This is a genomic window from Sphingobium sp. FW306-1B-F04DB (assembly GCF_058781925.1).
Genome location: NZ_JBYSXE010000029.1, coordinates 1 through 20,603, shown reverse-complemented (window position 1 = coordinate 20,603; position 20,603 = coordinate 1). Strand labels below are relative to the sequence as shown.

Annotated in this window: 19 protein-coding genes; 9 read left to right on the top strand and 10 right to left on the bottom strand. The window is 64.1% G+C overall.

The genetic code is table 11. From position 1 onward, the window contains the following. Nucleotides 1-140: 140 nt before the first annotated feature. Nucleotides 141-536, top strand: a complete 396-nt coding sequence (locus tag AC3WJD_RS13460; protein ID WP_492747187.1) for a nuclear transport factor 2 family protein — start codon at nt 141-143, stop codon at nt 534-536. A gap of 12 nt (nt 537-548) precedes the next feature. On the opposite strand, the gene AC3WJD_RS13455 is transcribed toward AC3WJD_RS13460, so the two are convergent. Beyond that, nucleotides 549-2,891, bottom strand: a complete 2,343-nt coding sequence (locus AC3WJD_RS13455; protein WP_492747185.1) for a TonB-dependent receptor — start codon at nt 2,889-2,891, stop codon at nt 549-551. A 302-nt stretch (nt 2,892-3,193) separates the two neighbouring features. Continuing rightward, nucleotides 3,194-4,159 (bottom strand): SDR family NAD(P)-dependent oxidoreductase, encoded by a 966-nt coding sequence (locus AC3WJD_RS13450; protein WP_492747184.1) that lies wholly within the window; start codon nt 4,157-4,159, stop codon nt 3,194-3,196. A 221-nt stretch (nt 4,160-4,380) separates the two neighbouring features. Between AC3WJD_RS13450 and AC3WJD_RS13445 the strand changes: the two genes are divergently transcribed. Continuing rightward, nucleotides 4,381-5,241: an AraC family transcriptional regulator gene (locus AC3WJD_RS13445; RefSeq protein ID WP_492747183.1), complete on the top strand. Its 861-nt coding sequence runs from the start codon at nt 4,381-4,383 to the stop codon at nt 5,239-5,241. A gap of 195 nt (nt 5,242-5,436) precedes the next feature. After that, nucleotides 5,437-7,632 (top strand): catalase/peroxidase HPI, encoded by a 2,196-nt coding sequence (katG, locus tag AC3WJD_RS13440; protein WP_492747181.1) that lies wholly within the window; start codon nt 5,437-5,439, stop codon nt 7,630-7,632. A 48-nt stretch (nt 7,633-7,680) separates the two neighbouring features. Here katG and AC3WJD_RS13435 read toward each other — a convergent pair whose 3' ends face one another. After that, complete coding sequence (locus AC3WJD_RS13435; protein WP_492747180.1) at nt 7,681-8,661, bottom strand: agmatine deiminase family protein; 981 nt, start codon at nt 8,659-8,661, stop codon at nt 7,681-7,683. An 80-nt stretch (nt 8,662-8,741) separates the two neighbouring features. Then, nucleotides 8,742-10,385, bottom strand: coding sequence for a M28 family metallopeptidase (locus AC3WJD_RS13430; protein ID WP_492747179.1), 1,644 nt, complete (start codon nt 10,383-10,385; stop codon nt 8,742-8,744). Here AC3WJD_RS13430 and AC3WJD_RS13425 point away from each other — a divergent pair. The 3 genes from AC3WJD_RS13425 (at nt 10,375) to AC3WJD_RS13415 (ending at nt 14,534) form a co-directional block, all read left to right on the top strand. Then, the gene (locus AC3WJD_RS13425) at nt 10,375-10,530 is read left to right on the top strand and encodes a hypothetical protein (RefSeq protein ID WP_492747178.1); all 156 of its coding nucleotides are present in this window, start codon (nt 10,375-10,377) and stop codon (nt 10,528-10,530) included. The two genes, AC3WJD_RS13430 and AC3WJD_RS13425, sit on opposite strands and share 11 nt — an antisense overlap. Nucleotide 10,531: 1 nt before the next feature. Beyond that, nucleotides 10,532-12,505, top strand: coding sequence for an alpha/beta hydrolase family protein (locus tag AC3WJD_RS13420; protein WP_492747177.1), 1,974 nt, complete (start codon nt 10,532-10,534; stop codon nt 12,503-12,505). Between the two features lie 79 nt (nt 12,506-12,584). Next, nucleotides 12,585-14,534, top strand: a complete 1,950-nt coding sequence (locus tag AC3WJD_RS13415) for an alpha/beta hydrolase family protein (protein WP_492747176.1) — start codon at nt 12,585-12,587, stop codon at nt 14,532-14,534. Between the two features lie 63 nt (nt 14,535-14,597). On the opposite strand, the gene rpsD is transcribed toward AC3WJD_RS13415, so the two are convergent. Both rpsD and AC3WJD_RS13405 read right to left on the bottom strand, forming a co-directional pair. Next, nucleotides 14,598-15,212: a 30S ribosomal protein S4 gene (rpsD, locus tag AC3WJD_RS13410; RefSeq protein ID WP_492747174.1), complete on the bottom strand. Its 615-nt coding sequence runs from the start codon at nt 15,210-15,212 to the stop codon at nt 14,598-14,600. A 197-nt stretch (nt 15,213-15,409) separates the two neighbouring features. Further along, entirely contained in the window at nt 15,410-15,637 is a 228-nt protein-coding gene (locus tag AC3WJD_RS13405; protein ID WP_492747173.1) for a hypothetical protein, read from the bottom strand. 115 nt (nt 15,638-15,752) lie between these two features. On the opposite strand from AC3WJD_RS13405, the gene AC3WJD_RS13400 reads away from it, so the two are divergent. Continuing rightward, a complete protein-coding gene (locus tag AC3WJD_RS13400) occupies nt 15,753-16,058 on the top strand; it encodes a chorismate mutase (RefSeq protein ID WP_492747172.1) in 306 nt (101 codons plus the stop codon). Here the strand turns inward: AC3WJD_RS13400 and AC3WJD_RS13395 are convergent. The 4 genes from AC3WJD_RS13395 to rpiB are packed head-to-tail and all read right to left on the bottom strand — an operon-like array spanning nt 16,049 to nt 18,989. After that, nucleotides 16,049-16,762 (bottom strand): RNA methyltransferase, encoded by a 714-nt coding sequence (locus AC3WJD_RS13395; RefSeq protein WP_492747212.1) that lies wholly within the window; start codon nt 16,760-16,762, stop codon nt 16,049-16,051. The two genes, AC3WJD_RS13400 and AC3WJD_RS13395, sit on opposite strands and share 10 nt — an antisense overlap. Then, on the bottom strand, nt 16,762-17,223 hold the full coding sequence (gene nrdR / locus AC3WJD_RS13390) for a transcriptional regulator NrdR (protein WP_492747171.1): 462 nt from the start codon (nt 17,221-17,223) through the stop codon (nt 16,762-16,764). The genes AC3WJD_RS13395 and nrdR overlap by 1 nt, the downstream gene beginning before the upstream one ends. Nucleotides 17,224-17,226: 3 nt before the next feature. Then, nucleotides 17,227-18,540: a serine hydroxymethyltransferase gene (gene glyA, locus AC3WJD_RS13385; RefSeq protein ID WP_492747170.1), complete on the bottom strand. Its 1,314-nt coding sequence runs from the start codon at nt 18,538-18,540 to the stop codon at nt 17,227-17,229. After that, a complete protein-coding gene (gene rpiB, locus AC3WJD_RS13380) occupies nt 18,537-18,989 on the bottom strand; it encodes a ribose 5-phosphate isomerase B (protein ID WP_492747169.1) in 453 nt (150 codons plus the stop codon). The genes glyA and rpiB overlap by 4 nt, the downstream gene beginning before the upstream one ends. Nucleotides 18,990-19,246: 257 nt before the next feature. Between rpiB and AC3WJD_RS13375 the strand changes: the two genes are divergently transcribed. Further along, nucleotides 19,247-19,711 (top strand): hypothetical protein, encoded by a 465-nt coding sequence (locus AC3WJD_RS13375; protein WP_492747168.1) that lies wholly within the window; start codon nt 19,247-19,249, stop codon nt 19,709-19,711. Nucleotides 19,712-19,827: 116 nt separating this feature from the next. After that, the coding region (locus AC3WJD_RS13370) for an NAD(P)/FAD-dependent oxidoreductase (protein ID WP_492747166.1) at nt 19,828-20,603 on the top strand (776 nt) is incomplete at its 3' end.

Below are 20,603 nucleotides of genomic sequence, written 5' to 3'. Positions count from 1 at the left end.
TGCAAATGCTGGCGGCGACGGATCAATGCTGTCGCCGAGGCCATTTGCCGAAAGGGTGACCACCTTCTGCGCGCATGTCGGACCGGGACCCATTGTGCTAGGAAATTGCCCGACGGCAGGGGGCAATCGAGGAGGTAGACATGCCCGATCGTGCGGAAATGCTGGATACCATCAGGAAGGCTTACGATGCGCGCGTGGCAGGCGATGCCGCGGGGCTGTTGAGCCATTTCGCGCCCGACGCGACCTATTGCCTCTCGGGTCAAGCGATTGCCCCGGGGATGCCGACCGGCGAGGTCGAAGCCGCGCCGGCGTTGCAGGGGCTCGTGCAAACCTTCAGGTTTGAAAACCTTAGAAAACTGAGCGCGATGGTTGACGGAGATACCGCGGTGATGACCTGGCAGGTGGATGTCAGCGTTAACGGAAAGGACCGGGTAACCAGCGAATTTTGCGATTTCTGGAAATTCGGCGAGGATGGAAAGGTTACCTCGCTCCAGCAATTTGTCGACACCGCACTGGTAAAGAAGCTGCTGGCCTGAGACCCGCCAACATCAATATCGCACCGAGGCGGACACACCCCATTCGCGCGGGCGGCCGGCATTGACCTCGGCGCGGGCAAAGCCGACCTCGTCGGCTGCGCCGCTGGTGATGTAGCGTCGATTGGTAAGGTTGGTCCCGAACACCGCAACCGACCAGCGATCGTCCGGGCCCGTGAAGGAGGCGCGTGCGCGCAGCAGCGTCACCGCGGGTTGGATCAGTTCTGGCGTGTTGATCGCATCGTTGGCAGTTCGCGATCGGTAGCTGACGTCGCCTCGGATCCGCAGCGTTCCCGCGGCGAGGTCATGGCGATATTCCGCTCCGACCGAAAGATTGTGCCGGGGGGTGTTCACGAAGGCGTAGTTCAGCCGCAAGGGATTGACGATGGGCAATCCGAAGGAGCCGATCACCGCCGGATCGAGCTTCGTATAACGCGCATCGGTGTAGCCATAGGCAAGCTGGAGCGCGATGCCATTCACCGGTTGGAGATTGGCCTCGAACTCCACACCCTCGGTCTTGCCCTTGGCGGCATTGATCGTGCGCGGAATCGTATTGTCGAAAACGACGACCTGGATGTCGTCGTAGCGCGCGTGAAACAAGGCCAGCCCCAGCCGCGCGCGCCCATTCCACAAAGTCGCCTTGCCGCCCACCTCGAAGCTTTGCACCGATTCTGGCGCAAAGGCGGTCGGCCCGGTCGCAAGCGGGGCGCCATAGCGCTCGTTGAAGCCCCCGGATTTGTAGCCCGTGGCCAACGAGCCGTAGAGCATCAGATCCGGGTTCGGTTTGTAATCGAGTATGATGCGCGGTGTCAGGCGGGTGAAATGCTCCGTTGCGGCGGGGTTGGGTGAAAAGGGAACCCCGCCGATGAAGTAACCGCTGAGGTCGACATGCTTGCGGTCGCGGGTCCAGCGCAAGCCACCGGTCAGCGAAAGCCCTTTGCCGACCCCGACCGTCGCCTCGCCAAAAGCGGCGATGCTGCGATTGTCGACCGTGGCACCGGAGCCGACCACGGTGATCAGGAACGGGTTGGGGCAGGGGTTGGCGGGGATCGGCACCGCCGCGCCCGTCAGTCCCGGCAGTAGCGTACAGCCAAGACCGAGCCGGTTGATCGTGGCGAACGTCTCCTGCGCGAACGGCACGACAAGGCGGTTGCGGGCGTGTTCATCAAGATAATAGCCGCCCAGGATCCAGCGGAAGCGCCCATGCTCGCCGCCGACCTCGAGTTCCTGGCTGAACTGGCGATGGCGGATGGCGTTGGACGTGTGCACCAGCACAAGCGGCGAGCCGTCCGGATCGCGTCCGAAAGCAAAGTTCGATTCGCGATAGCCGGTCACAGACTTGATGTGCAACGCGTCGCCTTTCCAGTTCACGATAGCGGTGCCGCCCGTGATCTCGTAGCGCGAGCGCGCGGGACCCGTGGCGTTTGACGTGAACAGATCGTCGGTCAGCCAGCGTGCATCATAGGGAACCGTTCCGGCGGGCAGGGGCGGCAGGGCAATCAGGCCGGGAACGCCACAGAAGGGCACGACGAAATCCGGGGACTGGCACGGTGCGGGGTTACCGATCAGATTGTTGTAAAGCAGGCCGGTGAAGAGCGTCTCCGGGGCTTCGACACTGCTGTTGCGCGACGTGAAGCGCGTCGTGCTCACGGGCGACTGCTCATCGGCCTTCGAATAATCGAAGATGATCCGGGCATCCAAGGACGGAAGCGGTTTCCATGCCGCCGATAGCCGCACCGCATGCCGATCCTGGCCGCCGAGATGCTCACCAGTGAGCAGTCTCAGGCCAAAGCCGTCGCGGCGCTGTATCGACCCGGCAACGCGCATCGCCAGATTGGATTCCAGCGGCAGATTCATGATGGCGCGGACGTCGCGGCGATTGAAGCGGCCGAGTGTCACCTCGGCTTCCATCGCAATTCCATCGTAGGTCGGGGCGCGCGACGTTACGCTGATCGCGCCACCAATGGTGTTGCGGCCGAACAGCGTGCCCTGGGGCCCGCGCAGCACCTCGACCCGTTCAACGTCGAGCAGGTCGAGATCCGCTCCCGTCGCGCGGGCAAGATACACGCCGTCGGCATAGACCCCGACGCCGGGGTCCGTCGTGATCGCGAAATCGGTCTGGCCGACGCCGCGGATAAAGATGGAGGCTGCGTTCGAGCTGCCGCTCAATGACGCGGTTGGATCGAAGGTGACGTTGGGCGCGAATTCGACGATCGCCGCCAGCTCGGGAGTGGAGAGATCTTCGATCCGTTCTGACGACAGCGCAGTCACTGCCAGTGGCACGTCCTGCAGCCGTTCCTCGTAGCGCCGTGCGGTCACGACGATGTCCTGGGCGGTCAGCGGTTCGGTCAGGGCCATGAGCGCCAGGAATATTGCCCTGTTGATCCGAATTGTTGCAACGCGCGATGGAAACGGTCGGTTCGCCCGGTCTGGCAATACGTGATGAAGTCGACCGGTAACTGGCGTGTTGGGACTGCCGTTACAATCGGAGATCTTGGGCAACCGCATGACAGGAACCCCCGGCGTCGGTTGAGTTCCTGATAGCGGTTTCGTGTCTTGTAGAACAGATGAATCGTTGCTGGAGAGATATGATCGAGGCTGCGCCCGAATTCACGTTTGCGGCAGAAACACCACGCGCTTCTGCCGCAAACGACCAAACTCTAGAAGCGTTCGCCGACCAGTTCCTCGCTTTTCGCCCAGAGCGCCTGTGCGCGTTCGGGGTCGATCGCATAGGCACGAACGCCGCCGCGGATTCCTTCGCCTTCCTCGATCTCCGCCACATGGCAGTCCTCGCAATAGCGGCCGCCGACCGCGTTGGCGTCGGCGACGGCCGCCGCCCATACCGAGGTCGCCGCGCCCTGCGGGATGGTCTTGAACTGGAAGGGGGGCAAGCCCGCTGCGGCATTGGCGGCATCGATCGAGGCCATGAGCGCCTTTTCGTCTTCCTCGCTCATGTGACGGCCGAGTTCGGTCCGGATCCCGCCCGGGTGAACCGCAGCGGCGCGGATGCCCTGATCGCGGTGACGCCGATCGAACTCCACGGCGAAAAGCGCGTTGGCGGTCTTGGAGCGGCCATAGGCTGCCCAGGGGTCGTAGGCCGTCTGCTCAAAACTGGGATCATCGAGATCGATGTCGGCGAAGCGATGGCCCGCCGAGGAAAGGCTTACGAACCTCCCGCCCGGCCGGAGCAGGGACGCGATCCGGTTGACGAGCACGAAGTGACCCAGATGGTTGGTGCCGAACTGCGTCTCGAAGCCGTCCTCGGTGCGGCCGAGCGGCGGCGCCATCACACCCGCATTGGCGATGATGATGTCAAAGGGGCGGCCGTCGGCGAGCAGCGCGTCGGCGCATGCCCGCACGCTTGGGAGCGAAGCGAGATCAAGCTGGACGATTTCGAAGCTGCCATTGCTCGCTTCGGCGGCTTCGCGCACATCGGAGGTTGCTTGCTCAGCCTTTACGAGATCGCGCGCCGCGCCGACGACGTCCGCGCCGTGCGCGACGAGTGCGCGCGCCGTTTCTACCCCGAGCCCGGCCGAAACGCCGGTCACGAAGACGCGTCTGCCGGCCAAGTTCACACCGTCCAGCACCTCGTCGGTGGTCGATTCCGCATCAAAATTCTGGTTCATGCTGCTGTCCTTGCTTTCACGTTCCGGGCGAAACGCGTTTGTCCGCCTCTCGGCCTATCTGGGTCATGTCGATGAGATACGGGCGCCTGATCGTGTCGATCGCTTGCCTGATCCTATCAACATCACGGGGAGGCGGCCAAGGTGAAGGCTTGTGCTTCGCGCCGCTACAACCGATCTGTGCGGTCATGCGGAACCAGCTTGAAGAAATGTGCCAGCGTGTCATGCGGCACACCGATGAAATCCTCTTCCAGACGGCGATTCCGCGTGTCGGGATCGGTGTCGCTCCGCAGCCGGGCACGCCGGCGTCCGGGGTGTATGAGCCGATGGCGTGCCTGGTGCTGCAGGGCGCGAAGCAGGTGATGATCGGGGACCGGATGTTGCGCTACGATCCGGCCTGCTCCTTCCTCGTGTCGCTGGAGCTGCCGGTTTCGGGTTGCATCGTCGAGGCGACACCCGACAAGCCCTTTGTCGGGGTGAGCCTCACGCTCGATCGTGATGCGCTTGCGGATCTTCTGGCCGAAATTCCGGCAGTGCGGGGTGGCCCCGCCGCCGGCTTCGCGGTAGCGCCTGTGACTCCCGAACTGTTGAGCGCGTGGCAGAATTTGCTGGTGCTGCTCGATGCCACGCCCCGCGACGTGGCCGTGCTGGCGCCTTTGCGCGAGCGCGAGCTGCTCTATCGGCTGCTTCAGGGGCCGCAGGGCGAAATGCTCCGGCAGATCGTGCGCGATGACAGCCGGCATTCACGCGTGCGCCGCGCGATCCACTGGATCCAGGCGCATTTCGACAAGGCGGTGCGGATCGAGACGCTCGCCGAGATCGCGGGCATGAGCCTCCCTTCCTTTCATCGCCACTTCAAGGCCGCGACCGCGATGAGCCCGCTGCAGTTTCAAAAGGCGCTGCGGCTTCAGGCCGCACGCCGCCTGCTCGCGACCAGCGCCGACGCAGGGCGTGCGGCCTATGCGGTGGGTTATGAAAGCGCGTCGCAGTTCAGCCGGGAATATTCGCGCATGTTCGGCATCGCGCCTTCGCGCGACGCCGAACGCCTGCGCGGCGCGGTGGTCGAAGATATGGGCGTGATCTGAAATGCCGTTGGCTGCGGCGCCACGGTTGCGCTATCATTCGGCACGATAGATGCCGGTCCCCCGGGTGGACGGTACAGGCCCGTTCCCCGCCAAGGTTCGATCACTCTGAGCAAACAAAGCGATTAGACAGCCGGTCATCGCAGCGCAATCATCGCGTGTTGCAAGTGGACACAGAAAACCACGATCGGAGGAGCTATGAACGACGAAACCAAGTGCCCGGTGGGCGGCGGCAAGGTAGCCGGCAGGGCCGTACTCTTCGACATGACCAACCGGCTGTGGTGGCCGAACCAACTCGATCTTACCGTGCTCCATCAGAATCCGCCCGCCGGCGACCCGATGGACAAGGACTTCGACTATGCGGAGGAGTTCAAGACGCTCGACCTCGCGGCGGTGAAGGCGGACCTCACTGCATTGATGACCGACTCGCAGGATTGGTGGCCCGCCGACTTCGGCCATTATGGCGGGCTCTTCATCCGCATGGCCTGGCACGCAGCGGGCACTTACCGCATCGGCGACGGCCGAGGCGGCGCGGGTGCTGGTACGCAGCGCTTCGCCCCGCTCAACAGCTGGCCGGACAATGCCAATCTCGACAAGGCGCGCATGCTGCTGTGGCCGATCAAGCAGAAATATGGCCGCAAGCTCAGCTGGGCCGACCTGCTGGTCCTCGCCGGCAACGTGGCGCTCGAATCGATGGGCTTCAAGACCGCCGGCTTCTCCGGCGGGCGCGAGGATGTCTGGGAACCCGAAAGGGACATTTCCTGGGGCCCCGAGCGCGAATGGCTCGGCGACGAGCGGTATAGCGGCGAGCGCGATCTCGCCCACCCGCTGGCCGCGGTCCAGATGGGGCTGATCTACGTCAATCCCGAGGGGCCGAACGGCAACCCGGATCCGCTCAAGGCCGCGGTCGACATACGCGAGACCTTTGCGCGCATGGCGATGAACGACGAGGAGACCGTCGCGCTGATCGCGGGCGGCCACACCTTCGGCAAGACGCATGGCGCGGCCGATCCCTCGGAATATGTCGGTCCCGAACCCGAAGGCGCCCCGATCGAGCAGCAGTTGCTCGGCTGGTCCAACAGCTACGGCACGGGCAATGCCGGTGATACCATCACCAGCGGGCTCGAGGTCATCTGGACCTCCACCCCCACACAATGGGGCAATGGCTTCTTCACCAACCTGTTCGAGCACGAATATGAGCTGACGAAGAGTCCGGCGGGCGCTAGCCAATGGGTGGCGAAGGATGCCGAGGCGACGATCCCCGACGCGCACGATCCGTCGAAGCGGCACAAGCCGACGATGCTGACGACCGATCTCTCGCTGCGCGTCGATCCGAATTACGGGCCGATCTCCAGACGCTTCTACGAGAATCCCGACGAATTTGCGCATGCGTTTGCCGAGGCTTGGTACAAGCTGACGCATCGCGACATGGGCCCGCATACGCGCCTGCTCGGGCCCGAAGTGCCGGCCGAACCGCGCATCTGGCAGGACCCGGTGCCGGCGGTCGATCACCCGCTGATCGATGCGATGGACATCGCCGCGCTCAAGAGCCGGATCCTCGACTCCGGCCTGTCGATCTCGCGACTGGTCGCGACGGCCTGGGCTTCGGCCTCGACCTTCCGGGGATCGGACAAGCGCGGCGGTGCGAATGGCGCGCGCATCCGGCTGACGCCGCAGAAGGACTGGGAGGTCAACGAGCCAGCGGAACTGGCAGCCGCGCTCTCGAAGCTCGAAGCGATCCAGCAGGAGTTCAACGGCGCGCAGGGCGGCGGCAAGCGGGTGTCGCTCGCCGACCTGATCGTGCTCGGCGGGACCGCCGCGGTCGAGGCGGCGGCGAAAAAGGCCGGTCATGACGTGACCGTACCATTCACGCCGGGCCGCACCGACGCCTCGCAGGAACAGACCGACGCGTACTCCTTCGCGCCGCTTGAGCCCGTGTTCGACGGCTTCCGCAACTATGCCGGCGAAAGCTCGGTCTATTCGCTCGAGGAACTGCTGGTCGATCGCGCACACCTGCTCACGCTCACCGCGCCGGAGATGACCGTGCTCGTCGCGGGCCTGCGGGTGCTCGGTGCCAATGTCGGCGGGTCGAAGCATGGCGTGTTCACCGACCGGCCGGGGACGCTGACCAACGACTTCCTGGTCAACCTGCTCAAGACGAGCACGAGCATGAAGTGGGAAGCCGCGGAGGATGGCACCTTTGCCGCGCGCGACCGCAAGACCGGAGAGCAGAAGTACACGGGCACGCGTGTCGACCTGATCTTCGGTTCCAACTCGCAGCTTCGCGCGCTGGCTGAAGTCTATGCGACCGACGATGCGGGATCGAAGTTCGTCGACGCCTTTGTGAAGGCGTGGGTCAAGGTGATGAACCTGGACCGCTTCGACCTCGCCTGATTCCAGCGGGCGGGTCCGCGGTGGCCAATGCCGTGGACCCGCTCCGCCTCAGTGCGGTACCTGTTGGCTGATGCAATGGAAACTGCCGCCGCCGACGAGAATATGGTCTGCGCGCAGGCCGACCGCCTTGCGATCGGGGAACAGCGCCTGGATCGCCGCAACCCCGGCATCGTCACTGGCGGCACCATAAACGGGCACGACCACCGCCGCGTTGCCGATGTAGAAGTTCATATAGCTTGCCGGGATGACTTCGCCGTCGCGGATCACGCGGCCGGGGGAAGGGACGGGGACGACCTCGACACCCATCGCCTCGGCACGCGCCTTCGCATCGGCATAGGTCGCGGCATTGGGATCATCCTCGCCGGCGGGGGCGGGGAGCGCGAGGCGGTTTGGGCCGACGAAGCGCGCGAGATTGTCCACATGGCCGTCGGTATGGTCGTTCAAGAGGCCATCGCCGAGCCACAGGATGCGGTCGAAACCCAGATCGGTCTTGAGGCGCGCGTCGATCTGCCCGCGCGTCAGGCCAGGGTTGCGGTTCGCGTTGAGAATGCATTGCTCGGTGGTCACGACTAGGCCCGTGCCGTCAACGTCTATGGCGCCGCCCTCGAAGATCCAGTCGCAGCGTGTGGCATCGAGGCCGATCGTGGCGGCGAGGCGTGCACCAATATCCTCGTCGCCCGGCATTTCATATTTGCCGCCCCAGCCATTGAAGCCGAAATCGCGAGCTTCGCGCGCCGCGCCGCTGCCGACGATTATGGGGCCGGTATCGCGCAGCCAGATATCGCCGAAGCGATGTTCCTCGACGACAACCCCGGGGGCGGCGAGCGCGCGCGCTGCTTCGGCCGAGGCGGAATCGGCAGCGATCAGGTGAACGGCTTCGCCCGCGCCATCGGCATGGACCGCATTGGCGAACGCCGCAACCTCGCGCCGGGCGGCATCGAGCACGCCGGGCCATTCGACCTCATGGCTGGGGAAGCCAATCCAGACGCGCTCATGCGGCGCCCATTCGGGAAGCATCTTCACTGTCATCTCAATCCTGCCGCGCATCCTGAGCAGCCATTGCGGCCGCGGTCGGTCCCTACTCAGGATGCGCGGAGAATGGGAGGGGCTTATTTGGTCGCGCCTGCGCGGCTCTTGTCGCGGGTGGCGCGGAACTCGTCGCCCTCGTTCCAGTTTGGCCAGGCGGTGGAGTTCGCAAGCTCGCGGCCGAGCATGTAGTAAAGCTGAAGATCCTGCACCGCGCCGTCCCAGTTCCAGTTGGGATCATATTCGTCCGACGCCTGGTGATAGTGCTGGTCGGTGAACTCCGCGGCGACCTTCATGCCATGCGCCTTGCCGCCCGCGACGAGATCGTCGCCACTGCCCGCGTTGAACATCGGCACGCCGAGCTTGGCCATGCTGAAATGGTCCGAACGGTAATAGAAGCCCTTTTCGGGCGTGGATTCGGGTGAGATGTAGCGGCCCTGCGCCTTCACCGCCCTCTCGAGGATCGGGTCGAGTTCGGACTTGCCCCAGCCGATGGCCGTGACGTCCCTGGTGGGCCCGAGGATGTTCAACCCGTCCATGTTGACGCCGCCCACGGTCCGAGCGAGCGGGTAGATCGGATTCTCTGCATAATATTTGGAGCCGAGCAGCCCCGATTCCTCGGCGGTGACCGCGAGGAAGACCATCGAGCGATCGACAGCGCCCGCCTTGGCCTGCGCCTCTGCCATCGCGATCAGGCCCGCGGTGCCCGTGGCGTTGTCGAGTGCGCCGTTGCAAATGTCGTCGCCGGTCTCGTCGGGCATGCAGCGGCCGAGATGATCCCAGTGCGCGGTGTAGAGGAAGGTCTCGCCGGGGCGCGCCTTGCCGGGGAGGATGCCGACCACGTTCTTCGACTTGCTGCGCTTGATGGCGTTGTCGAAGCTGACTGAGGCCTTGACGCCCAGCGGCACGGCCTTGAAGCCCGGCTGTCTGGCGGCTTCGGCGAGCTTCGCGAAGTCCTTGCCCGCCGAGGCGAAGAGCGCTTCGGCCGCGGGTTTCTGGATCCAGCCCACCGCCTGGCTCTGGTCCATGTGATTGTTCACGTCGTCGGCGCCGAGCTGCGGGCCCGTCCAGCTCGAATCCACAGTCTTCCAGCCATAGGCCGCGGGCTCGGTATCGTGGACGATGATCGCGGCGGCGGCGCCCTGGCGCGCGGCTTCTTCGTACTTGTAGGTCCAGCGGCCATAATAGGTCATCGCGCGGCCGTTGAAGGTGCCGCCGACATCGGGCTTCTGCCAGTCGGGATCGTTGATGAGGATAACGACGGTCTTCCCCTTCACGTCGACGCCCGCATAGTCGTTCCAGCCGCGCTCGGGCGCGTTGACGCCATAGCCGACGAAGACGACGTCGCTGTCCTTGATCGCGATGTTGGGGACGACACGGTAGGTGCCGATCACCATGTCATCATGGAGCTTGAGCGAAAGCGGGGTCTTGCCGCCGGTGATGGCGAGCGGCGAGACGTTGCTGTTGGTGATCTCGACCAAAGGCACGTCCTGAAACCAGCTTCCCTTGTTGCCGGGCTTCAGCCCGGCCTTCTGGAAGCGTTCTGCGATCAGCGCGACAGTCTTGTCCTCAGCGGGCGTGGTCGGCGCGCGACCTTCGAACGCGTCGGATGAGAGCGTCTCGGTCACCGATTTCAGTGTGTCGAGCGATATCGCGCCCGACTGGGCATGGGCACTGACCGCGGCAAGGGCAAGCGGGGCGGCGGCAAGCAACAGAATGGAACGCATCGGCGACTTCCTCGATGATCTGGAGACTGGCGGCTTCATGGCAGCGCGGCGGAGCGCACGCAACGCCGCGCCGACCAATTCGCTATTGCGCCCGACCAATGTTCCCGGCAGCATCCCCAATGTACTGAATTCTGGGGGGGAATAGAATGCATCGCTTTGCCGCCGCGCTGTTCGCGGCATCCATGCTGTCGCCTGTCGCACAGGCACAGGCCAATGACGCTGCCGCGCTGTTCGGCGTTCGCGAAAATGTGGAAGATATCAGCCTGTCGCCCGATGGTCGCAGGATAGCGTTCATTGCGCCCGACCCTGGACGTGGATCGACCCTCTACACCGCCGAGGTCGCGGCTGGCGCCGCTCCGGTCCGGGCGGCCTATTCGGATGGCGATCCCGAACGTCTGCGGGACTGCGGCTGGGTGTCGAACACGCGGCTTGTATGCAGCGTGACGGGCATGACCGATCAGGGCGGTCTGAAGATCGGCTTTTCGCGGCTGATCGGCGTGGATGCCGATGGCAAGAATCTGAAGTTGGTGAGCGCACGGACAGGATCGCGCGCGCTTCGCATGAACCAGCATGGCGGGGACGTGCTTGACTGGCTGCCGGGCGAAGACGGCGCGATCCTGCGTACGCGCGACTTTGTGCCCGAATTTTCAACCGATACGCGCCTCGCGCAAAAGGAAAACGGTCTGGGCGTGGAGCGTGTCGACACGCTGAGTCTGTCGAGCAAGCGCATCGAATCGCCGAAGGACGACGCGGTCGAATATATCTCCGATGGCTACGGCCGGATCCGCATGATGGGCAGTCTTCCGAAGAACGACACGACGGGCTATTCCCAACAGACGCTCAAATATTTCTACCGCGCGAAGGACGGCGATAGCTGGCGCGAATTCGGCAAACTCAACCTTGTGACCGACGAGGGCTTCAATCCGATCGCGGTCGATCGCAACCTGGACGCCGTTTATGGCTTTCGCGACAAGGATGGTCGCAAGGCGGTCTTCCGTATCGCGCTTGATGGCTCGATGCGTGAGGAATTGGTCTACGCGCACCCGCAAGTGGATGTGGACGGGCTCGTGCGTATCGGGCGGCAGCATCGCGTGGTTGGTGTCACCTTTGCGACCGACAAGCGACAGACCGTTTTCTTCGATCCTGCGCTGAAATCGCTGGGCGCGGCGCTTTCGAAGGCGCTGCCGGGATTGCCCTTGGTGAGCTTCGTCGACTCCAGCCTTGATGAGAACAGGCTGCTGCTCTGGGCGGGCAGCGACACCGATCCGGGCCGCTACTATGTTTTCGACAAGAAGACCAAGAGCCTGAACGAAGTGCTGCTGACGCGCCCGCAGCTCGAGAACGTGAAGCTCGCGCCGGTCAAGCCGGTGAGCTTCAAGGCGGCCGAAGGCACGATGATCCCCGGCTACCTCACGTTGCCTGCCGGGAGCGAGGGCAAGAAGCTGCCTGCGATCGTGATGCCGCACGGTGGCCCCGGATCGCGCGACGAATGGGGTTTTGACTGGCTGGCGCAATATTACGCCCATCGCGGCTATGCAGTCCTGCAGCCCAATTTCCGGGGATCGTCCGGCTATGGCGATCAGTGGTTCCAGAAAAATGGATTCCAGTCGTGGCGGACCGCGATCAGCGATGTGAATGACGGTGGCCGCTGGCTGGTGTCCGAAGGCATTGCTGATGCGTCGAAACTGGCGATCGTCGGCTGGTCCTATGGCGGCTATGCCGCGCTCCAGTCGGCGGTGCTCGATCCCGACCTGTTCAAGGCCATCGTCGCGATCGCTCCGGTGACGGATCTGGAAAGGCTGCGACAGGAATCGCGTGAATATACGAACTTCCGGCTGGTCGACGCCTTTATCGGAAATGGGCCGCATGTGCGCGAAGGGTCGCCCGCGCAAAATGCCGACAAGATCAAGGCACCCGTGCTGATGTTTCACGGCGACCTTGACGCCAATGTGGGTGTCGGCGAATCACGCCTGATGGCCGAAAAACTGGCCGCGGCGGGCAAGAAGCACGAACTGGTCGTCTATCCCAAGCTCGAGCACTCGCTGGTCGATTCAATGGTCAGGACCGAGATGCTGGGCAAGTCCGACGCATTCCTGCGGGCATCGCTGGGCATCAAGTGAATGAAAAACGGGCGGCCGTTTCCGGCCGCCCGTTCGGCCAGCCCAAATACGCAAGAGGTACCCAATGCATGGAGCCGGAATGCCCCGATTTCTGATAGCGATCGTTGCGGCTCTCTATGGTTCGCCCGTCGCAATCGCCCAGCCCGCCTCGGAGGCGGCAGCGTTGTTCGGCCTGCGCCCGAACGTGGACTATGTCACCCTTTCGCCTGACGGGACGAAGCTTGCCTTCATCAGCGCGGTGGGCGAGCGCGGGACAGATCTTTACACGGTTTCGATAGGGTCGGGAGAAAAGCCGCATCGGGCGCTGATGGCCGACGGCCTTCCCAAGCGCCTGTCCGATTGCCGCTGGGTCTCGAACCAGCGCCTGCTTTGCCAACTGCTCATCACCACGCAAATTGCCACGCGGCTGGATGATGAGCCCACCACCCTTTCGCGGCTGGTCGCGGTGGATGCGGATGGCTCGAACCTGAAGCTCGTCAGCGACCGGAGCCTCGACCGCTATTACGGCCGGCCCACGCTGTTCGGGGGCAATGTCGTGGATTGGCTGCCCGACGAGGAGGACGTCGTCCTTGTCGGGCAGAACGGCTTCCGCGGCTATGCCGTGGAAAAGGTAAACACCAGGACGGGCAAATCGGAACTCGTCGCCGACAGCAGCGCCGATGTGGTGGAATATATATCGGACGGACACGGCGACGTGCGGATCCAGGGCGTGGGTCAGCTCAAGGGCGCGACGGGCTATGAGACGTCGCAACTGATCTATTATTACCGCCGCAAGGGCGAAAAGAAGCTCGAGCGGCTCGACACGTTCGACACACTGACCGAGATCGGTTTCGCGCCAGTCGCAGTCGATCGCGACAAGGACGTCGTCTATGGCTTTCGCAAGATCAGCGGCAAGCGCGCCGTTTACGCGGTGTCGCTCGACGGATCGTTCGGGGACAGGCTGGTTTTCGAGCATCCGCAGGTCGACGTCGACGGGCTGATCCGTTTCGGCCGTCAGGGGCGCGTCGTGGGAGCGACCTATGTGACCGAGAAGCGGGAGGCGACCTATTTCGATCCCGCGCTCAAGGCACTCTCCGCTTCGCTTTCCAAGGCGCTGCCGGGCCTGCCGCTGATCCACTTCATCGATGCGAGCCTTGATGAGAGCCGCATCCTGCTGTGGGCGGGAAGCGATACCGATCCCGGGCGCTATTTCGTTTTCGACAAGAACACCAAGAAGCTGGAGGAAGTCCTGCTGCAGCGCCCGCAGCTCGAGGGTGTGAAGCTTGCGACGGTGAAGCCGATCAGTTTTCCGGCGGCCGATGGCACAATGGTGCCCGGTTATCTCACCCTGCCGCCGGGGAGCGACGGCCGCGGTCTGCCCGCGATCGTCATGCCGCATGGAGGGCCGAGCGCGCGCGACGAATGGGGCTTCGACTGGCTTGCGCAATTCTACGCCAATCGCGGCTTTGCCGTGCTGCAGCCCAATTTCCGTGGTTCGGCTGGTTATGGCGATGCGTGGTTCGAAAAGAACGGCTTCCAGTCCTGGCGCACCGCGATCGGGGACGTCAACGACAGCGCGCGCTGGCTGATATCGTCGGGCGTGGCTGACCCCGTTAAAATGGCGATCGTGGGCTGGTCCTATGGCGGATATGCCGCGCTTCAATCGAACGTAGTTGAGCCTAATCTTTTCAAGGCGGTCGTGGCGATCGCGCCCGTCACCGACCTGCAGCAGCTAAAGCAAAGCGCGCGCAACTACACGAATGGTCCCGCAGTGCAGGCGTTCATCGGCACCGGACCGCATGTCCGCGAAGGATCACCGGCGCAGAATGCCGCGCAGATCAAGGCGCCGGTGCTGATGTTCCACGGCGATCTGGATGCGAACGTCAAGCTCGAGCAATCGCAGTTGATGACGGACAGGTTGAAGGATGCCGGAAAGAGCGCGGAATTGATCGTCTATCCGCGGCTGGCTCACGATCTTCGTGATTCGAAGGTACGCTCCGAGATGCTGGAGAAGAGCGACGCCTTCATTCGTACAGCACTCGGTTTGTAAGGCAAAAAGAAAAAGGCGGTCCCGAGGGGCCGCCCTTTCTTGTTCGTTGGCCGAGAGGCCGGATCAGCGCGAGTAGAACTCGACGACCAGGTTCGGTTCCATCTTCACCGGATAGGGCACCTCGTCGAGCGAGGGCACGCGGGTGAAGGTGACCTTGGCGGCGCCGTCGGGCGCGACGTAATCGGGGATGTCGCGCTCGGCGAGGCTCTGTGCTTCCATGACCAGCGCCATTTCCTGCGCCTTCTTGCCCAGCGTGATCTCGTCGCCCGGCTTCACCAGGCGCGACGCGATGTTGCACTTCACGCCGTTCACATAGATGTGGCCGTGCGACACGAGCTGGCGCGCCGAGAAGATCGTGGGGGCGAACTTGGCGCGGTAGACGAGCGCGTCGAGGCGACGCTCGAGCAGGCCGATCAGGTTCTGACCGGTGTCGCCCTTCATGCGGGCGGCTTCGAAATAGGCTTTCTTGAACTGCTTCTCGGTGACTTCGCCGTAATAGCCCTTGAGCTTCTGCTTCGCGCGGAGCTGGATGCCGAAGTCCGACATCTTGCCCTTGCGGCGCTGGCCGTGCTGGCCGGGGCCGTATTCGCGGCGGTTGACGGGGCTCTTCGGGCGACCCCAGATGTTCTCGCCCATGCGGCGATCGAGTTTGTACTTGGCGCTGTTGCGCTTCGACATGTCAGTTCCTTCAATTGCTACAACATGATCCGCCCGCAAGGGACGGGTTAGTCCCGGTACCGCTCTGCTGTGATCATGGATCTGGGCAGGGCCACCGCTTCACCGGGGTGCGGAGCCAATTGCGAAGGGCGCGCTAATACGCGCGCTGGCAGGAAAGTCAAGCCGGAGAGCGGCGGGAAGGGCGCCCGCCGCTTGAATCAGCGCGAGCTGTTTGGAAGGCTCCGAAGATCGTTGGCGGTGCGGGCTTCGGCGGCGGCCCATTGAGCTTCGGTCTTGCAGACCTTCTTGCCGCTGAGACGCGTGCCCGTATCCAGCTTGATGGTACGGCAGATCTTCTTGCCTTCAGATTTTTCGGCTTTGTCATCAGCGGCGAAGGCCGGGGCAACAATCAACGCCGATGCGACGAGAACAGCGAACATGCGCATTGCTTACTACCTTTTGCGCGAACTTAAGATGCGGCGATCAAACATATTTCCGAACAAATGTATATATGATTATTGCGCGCTCGACGTGGCAGTTTTGCGCCGCTAGATCGCCGGCATGACCGAACAACGCAAATCAGCCGAGTTGTGCGAGACGATGGTCGAGGTCCGCGTCGGCGTCGATTCCATAGACCGTGAACTGTCGAAGCTATTGGGCGAACGCTTCCGCTTCATGGAGGCGGCGGCACGGATCAAGCCCGAACGCGGCATGGTGCGTGACGAAGCGCGCAAGGCCGAAGTGATCGCCAATGCACGTGCCAATGCGGCGGGTAACGGCTTTCCACCCGCGATCGCCGAGGCGCTGTGGGAACATCTGGTCGAGGCGTCGATTGCCTATGAACTCGACGTCTTCGATCAGCGCTGACGCGGATTGGCGAGGCTGGAGAGCACGCCGCGCAGCGTGCGGACCTCCATTGAATTCCAGCCGGGCTTGGTGAGCAGCGTGCGCAGCGTCCGCTTGGTGGAAGGGGCGCGGTCGGGCGGGAAGAAATAGCCGGCCTTGTCCAGCATGACGTCCAACTGCCCGATCATGCCGTCGAGTTCCTCCTGTGGCGCGGGCGGGTCGATCTCGACACTAGGCGGACTCGCTAGGCTTTCGCCTTTCGACCATTCATAGGCGACGAGGATCACCGCCTGCGCCAGATTGAGCGAACCGAATTCGGGATTGATCGGGACGGTCAGGATTTTGCGCGCCACCGCGACGTCGTCGGTCTCGAGCCCCGAGCGTTCGGGGCCAAAGAGAATTGCTGACTTGCCGGGCGCGGCGCGCATCTCGTGCGCGGCCTGCTCGGGAGTGACGACGGGTTTGGTGACACCACGCTTGCGCACGGTGGTGGCATAGATGTGCTGGCAATCGGCAACGGCTTCGGCGACGCTGTCGAACACCTGCGCGCGTTCGAGCACGATATCCGCGCCTGATGCGGCGGGGCCCGCAGAGGGATTGGGCCAGCCGTCGCGCGGGGAAACGAGCCGCATTTCGGTCAGCCCGAAATTGAGCATCGCACGCGCGGCCTTGCCGATATTCTCGCCGAGTTGGGGGCGAACGAGGACAATGGCAGGGGAGGGGATCACTTGTCCCCCATTTCCTTCACGCTGCCCGCGAAATCCTCGAAATCCTTGGCTTCGGTGAAGTCCTTGTAGACCGAGGCGAAGCGGATATAGGCGACGCTGTCGAGCGCCTTCAGCCCGTCCATCACCATGTTGCCGAGCTGATTGGCCGTCACCTCGCTCTCGCCGCTCGTCTCGATCTGGCGCTGTATGGCGGAGACGAGCTTGTCGATGCGCCCCTGATCGATCGCGCGCTTGCGGCAGGCGATGGCGATCGAGCGTTCGAGCTTTTCGCGGTCGAAAGGTTCGCGGCGGCCTTCGCTCTTCACCACGGTCAACTCGCGCAGCTGGATGCGCTCGAAGGTGGTGAAGCGCGCGCCGCACCCCTCGCACTGGCGCCGCCGGCGGATCGCCGCCCCGTCTTCGGTGGGGCGGCTGTCCTTTACCTGGCTGTCTTCATGACCGCAAAAGGGGCACTTCAAGGATCACACCCCCGGATAGATCGGGAAGCGGTCGCACAGCGCGCCGACGCGGGCCTTCACGTCGGCCTCGACCACCGGATCGCCATGCTCGCCCTTGGCCTTCAGCCCGTCGAGCACGTCGGCGATCATGTTGCCGATCTCGCGGAACTCGGCGGTGCCGAAACCGCGCGTCGTACCCGCGGGGCTGCCGACGCGGATACCGCTGGTCTTGGTGGGCGGCAGGGGATCGAAGGGGATGCCGTTCTTGTTGCAGGTGATCGCGGAACGCTCGAGCGCCTCGTCGGCGTCCTTGCCCGTCACGCCGAGCGGGCGCAGGTCTACAAGCGCGAGGTGCGTGTCGGTGCCGCCCGAGACCAGATCGGCGCCGCGCTCCTTGAGCGTCGCGGCGAGCGTCTTGGCGTTCTCGACCACGGCCTTTGCGTAGCTCTTGAACTCGGGCTGGAGCGCCTCGCCGAACGCGACCGCCTTGGCGGCGATGACGTGCATCAGCGGGCCACCCTGAAGGCCGGGGAATACCGCCGAGTTGATCTTCTTCGCGATGGCTTCGTCATTGGTCATGATCATGCCCCCGCGAGGCCCGCGCAGCGTCTTGTGCGTGGTGGTGGTGACGACATGCGCGTGATCGAAGGGCGTCGGGTGGACGCCGCCCGCGACGAGACCCGCGAAATGCGCCATGTCGACCATGAAGATCGCGCCGACCTCATCGGCAATCGCACGGAAGCGGGCGAAGTCGATATGGCGCGGATAGGCCGATCCGCCCGCGATGATGAGCGTGGGCCTGTGTTCCCTGGCGAGCTTCTCGACCTGATCGAAATCGATCAGGTGATCGTCCTCGCGCACGCCGTACTGCACGGCATTGTACCACTTGCCCGACAGCGCGGGGCGCGCGCCGTGGGTGAGGTGGCCGCCCGCGTCGAGGCTGAGACCCATGATCGTGTCGCCGGGCTTGGTAAGCGCCAGCATCACCGCGCCGTTCGCCTGCGCGCCCGAGTGCGGCTGGACATTGGCGAAACCGCAGTTGAACATCTGTTTTGCGCGTTCGATCGCGAGCGTCTCGACTTCGTCCGAAGGCGCGCAGCCCTGGTAGTAGCGCTTGCCCGGATAGCCCTCCGCGTACTTGTTGGTGAAGACCGAGCCCTGCGCCTCGAGCACCGCGCGCGAGACGATGTTCTCCGATGCGATCAGCTCGATCTGGTGCTGCTCGCGCTCCAGCTCGTGCGTCACGCCCGCGAACACCGCAGGATCGGCGTCGGCAAGGTTGCGGGTGAAGAAGCCGGTGGGCTGGACGTCGCTCAAATTGGCGGGATTGGTGCTCATGCGGACTCCTTCTCGAAGCGGGGATGGGAGAGTTTCTCGACGCGGCGGACATGGCGGTCGCCGCCGAACTCGGTGGTGAGGAACACCGCCAGGCAGTCCTTGGCGATGTCGAGGCCGATCAGCCGTGCGCCCATCGCGATGACATTGGCGTCATTATGCTCACGCGCAAGGCGCGCGGACAGGTGATCGGACACCAGCGCGCAGCGCGCGGCGGGGTGACGATTGACCGCGATCGAGATGCCGATGCCCGAGCCGCACAGCGCGATGCCGCGGTCAGCCTCGCCATCTGCGATCGCCTGCGCGAGCTTGTAGCCATAATCGGGATAGTCGACGCTTTCGATCGTCGCGGGGCCGAGGTCGGTGACTTCATGTCCCTGCTCGCGCGCCCACTCGCCCAGCACCTTTTTGAGCTCGATTGCGGCGTGATCGGATGCGATGGCGATACGCATGATGCGCTCCCAAAATTTGCGGATGAGTCGGATGCGCGCTCTCTAGAGCACTTCCCGAAAAAGTGGGAACCGGTTTTTCGGTCGGGAAGTGCTCCAGACTCATTTTATGAGCCTTTCTCATCCGGCAAGACGCACGTCTTGCCGGGAAAGGCTCTAGGCGAGCCACGCGCGAAACGCCACCCAATATGGGCATGGACAGCGGGGGAGCCATTGGCTCTATATCCGCGTTGACCAGCCGAGCTTTTGAGGATGACCCTATGCGCACCACGTTTCCCCTGATCGCCGCCGTCGCACTGCTTTCCGCCTGTGGCGAGAAGGCCGCTGACAACGCCACGCTGACCGATGATATGGCGGCCGCCAATGTCGAGGAGGTTCCCGCCAACGAGGAACCGGTGGATGCGAACATGATCGAAGCCAATATGGCAGACGGGGCCGGGAGCGCTGCGACCGACGCCTGGGTCGGCAAATGGACGGGGCCGGAAGGCCTGGTACTCGATATCGCCAAGGCGGGCGCGCCAGGCGGCTATGACGTCAAGGTCACGCTGCTCGACGGCACCCAAAGCTACAAGGGTACCGCTGCTGACGACACGATCCGTTTCACGCGCGGCGGTGTGGAAGAAACGATCCGCAAGGCCAGCGGTGACGAGACGGGCCTCAAATATCTGGCGGGCAAGAAGAATTGCCTGATGATAAAGCAGTCGGAAGGCTTCTGTCGCGATTGATCGCGTGACGCGGGCGATTGTCGAACAATGTAATGCCGCAGTTTTTCTTGATCGACCGCGCGCTGAGGCGCGGCTAGACGCGCCTCAAACCAATCAGGGAACGGGAAAAGCCGTCGATGAACTTCTTTGACGTGCTCATTGTCGGCGCGGGGCATGGTGGTGCGCAGGTGGCGATCGGGCTGCGCCAGCAGGGTTTTGAGGGCAGCATCGCGATCATCGGCGACGAGCCCGAAATCCCCTATGAGCGCCCGCCCTTGTCCAAGGAATATCTGTCGGGCGAGAAGGCGTTCGAGCGCATCCAGATCCGCCCCGCGCGTTTCTGGGAGGAACGCAATGTCGCGCTGCTGACGGGGCGGCGCGTGACCGATGTCGATGCGAAGGCGAGGACCGTGACCTGCGCCGATGGCGCGGTGATCGGCTTCGGCAAGCTCGTGTGGGCGACGGGGGGCACGCCGCGGATGCTGGGGTGCGCGGGGACGGAGCTTGAAGGCGTGCATGTCGTGCGCACGCGGGCCGATGCCGACGCGATGATGGCGGCGCTCGACACCACCACCGATGTGGTGGTCGTGGGCGGCGGCTATATCGGGCTCGAGGCCGCCGCGGTGCTTGCCAAGGCGGGCAAGAAAGTGACCGTGCTCGAGGCGTTGCCGCGCGTGCTCGCGCGCGTCGCGGGCGAGCCCTTGTCGCGCTTCTACGAGGCCGAGCACCGCGCGCACGGCGTCGATGTGCAGCTCGAGGCGTGCGTGACGGGTTTGGTGGGCGAAGGCGGCCATGTCACGGGGGTGCGCCTCGACGATGGCAGCGTGATCGCAGCGCAGATGGTCGTGGTCGGAATCGGGATCATCCCCGCGGTCGCGCCGCTGCTGGCGGCGGGGGCGGCGGGGGGCAACGG

Excerpts from the sequence above, each read along its gene's own strand:
- AC3WJD_RS13425 (WP_492747178.1), top strand. The coding sequence starts at position 10,375 with ATGGAACGCATCGGCGACTTCCTCGATGATCTGGAGACTGGCGGCTTC.
- rpsD (WP_492747174.1), bottom strand. The coding sequence starts at position 15,212 with ATGTCGAAGCGCAACAGCGCCAAGTACAAACTCGATCGCCGCATGGGC.
- AC3WJD_RS13435 (WP_492747180.1), bottom strand. The coding sequence starts at position 8,661 with ATGACAGTGAAGATGCTTCCCGAATGGGCGCCGCATGAGCGCGTCTGG.
- AC3WJD_RS13405 (WP_492747173.1), bottom strand. The coding sequence starts at position 15,637 with ATGCGCATGTTCGCTGTTCTCGTCGCATCGGCGTTGATTGTTGCCCCG.
- AC3WJD_RS13415 (WP_492747176.1), top strand. The coding sequence starts at position 12,585 with ATGCCCCGATTTCTGATAGCGATCGTTGCGGCTCTCTATGGTTCGCCC.
- AC3WJD_RS13420 (WP_492747177.1), top strand. The coding sequence starts at position 10,532 with ATGCATCGCTTTGCCGCCGCGCTGTTCGCGGCATCCATGCTGTCGCCT.
- AC3WJD_RS13445 (WP_492747183.1), top strand. The coding sequence starts at position 4,381 with ATGCGGCACACCGATGAAATCCTCTTCCAGACGGCGATTCCGCGTGTC.
- AC3WJD_RS13430 (WP_492747179.1), bottom strand. The coding sequence starts at position 10,385 with ATGCGTTCCATTCTGTTGCTTGCCGCCGCCCCGCTTGCCCTTGCCGCG.
- AC3WJD_RS13450 (WP_492747184.1), bottom strand. The coding sequence starts at position 4,159 with ATGAACCAGAATTTTGATGCGGAATCGACCACCGACGAGGTGCTGGAC.
- glyA (WP_492747170.1), bottom strand. The coding sequence starts at position 18,540 with ATGAGCACCAATCCCGCCAATTTGAGCGACGTCCAGCCCACCGGCTTC.
- AC3WJD_RS13400 (WP_492747172.1), top strand. The coding sequence starts at position 15,753 with ATGACCGAACAACGCAAATCAGCCGAGTTGTGCGAGACGATGGTCGAG.
- katG (WP_492747181.1), top strand. The coding sequence starts at position 5,437 with ATGAACGACGAAACCAAGTGCCCGGTGGGCGGCGGCAAGGTAGCCGGC.
- AC3WJD_RS13375 (WP_492747168.1), top strand. The coding sequence starts at position 19,247 with ATGCGCACCACGTTTCCCCTGATCGCCGCCGTCGCACTGCTTTCCGCC.
- AC3WJD_RS13455 (WP_492747185.1), bottom strand. The coding sequence starts at position 2,891 with ATGGCCCTGACCGAACCGCTGACCGCCCAGGACATCGTCGTGACCGCA.
- AC3WJD_RS13460 (WP_492747187.1), top strand. The coding sequence starts at position 141 with ATGCCCGATCGTGCGGAAATGCTGGATACCATCAGGAAGGCTTACGAT.
- rpiB (WP_492747169.1), bottom strand. The coding sequence starts at position 18,989 with ATGCGTATCGCCATCGCATCCGATCACGCCGCAATCGAGCTCAAAAAG.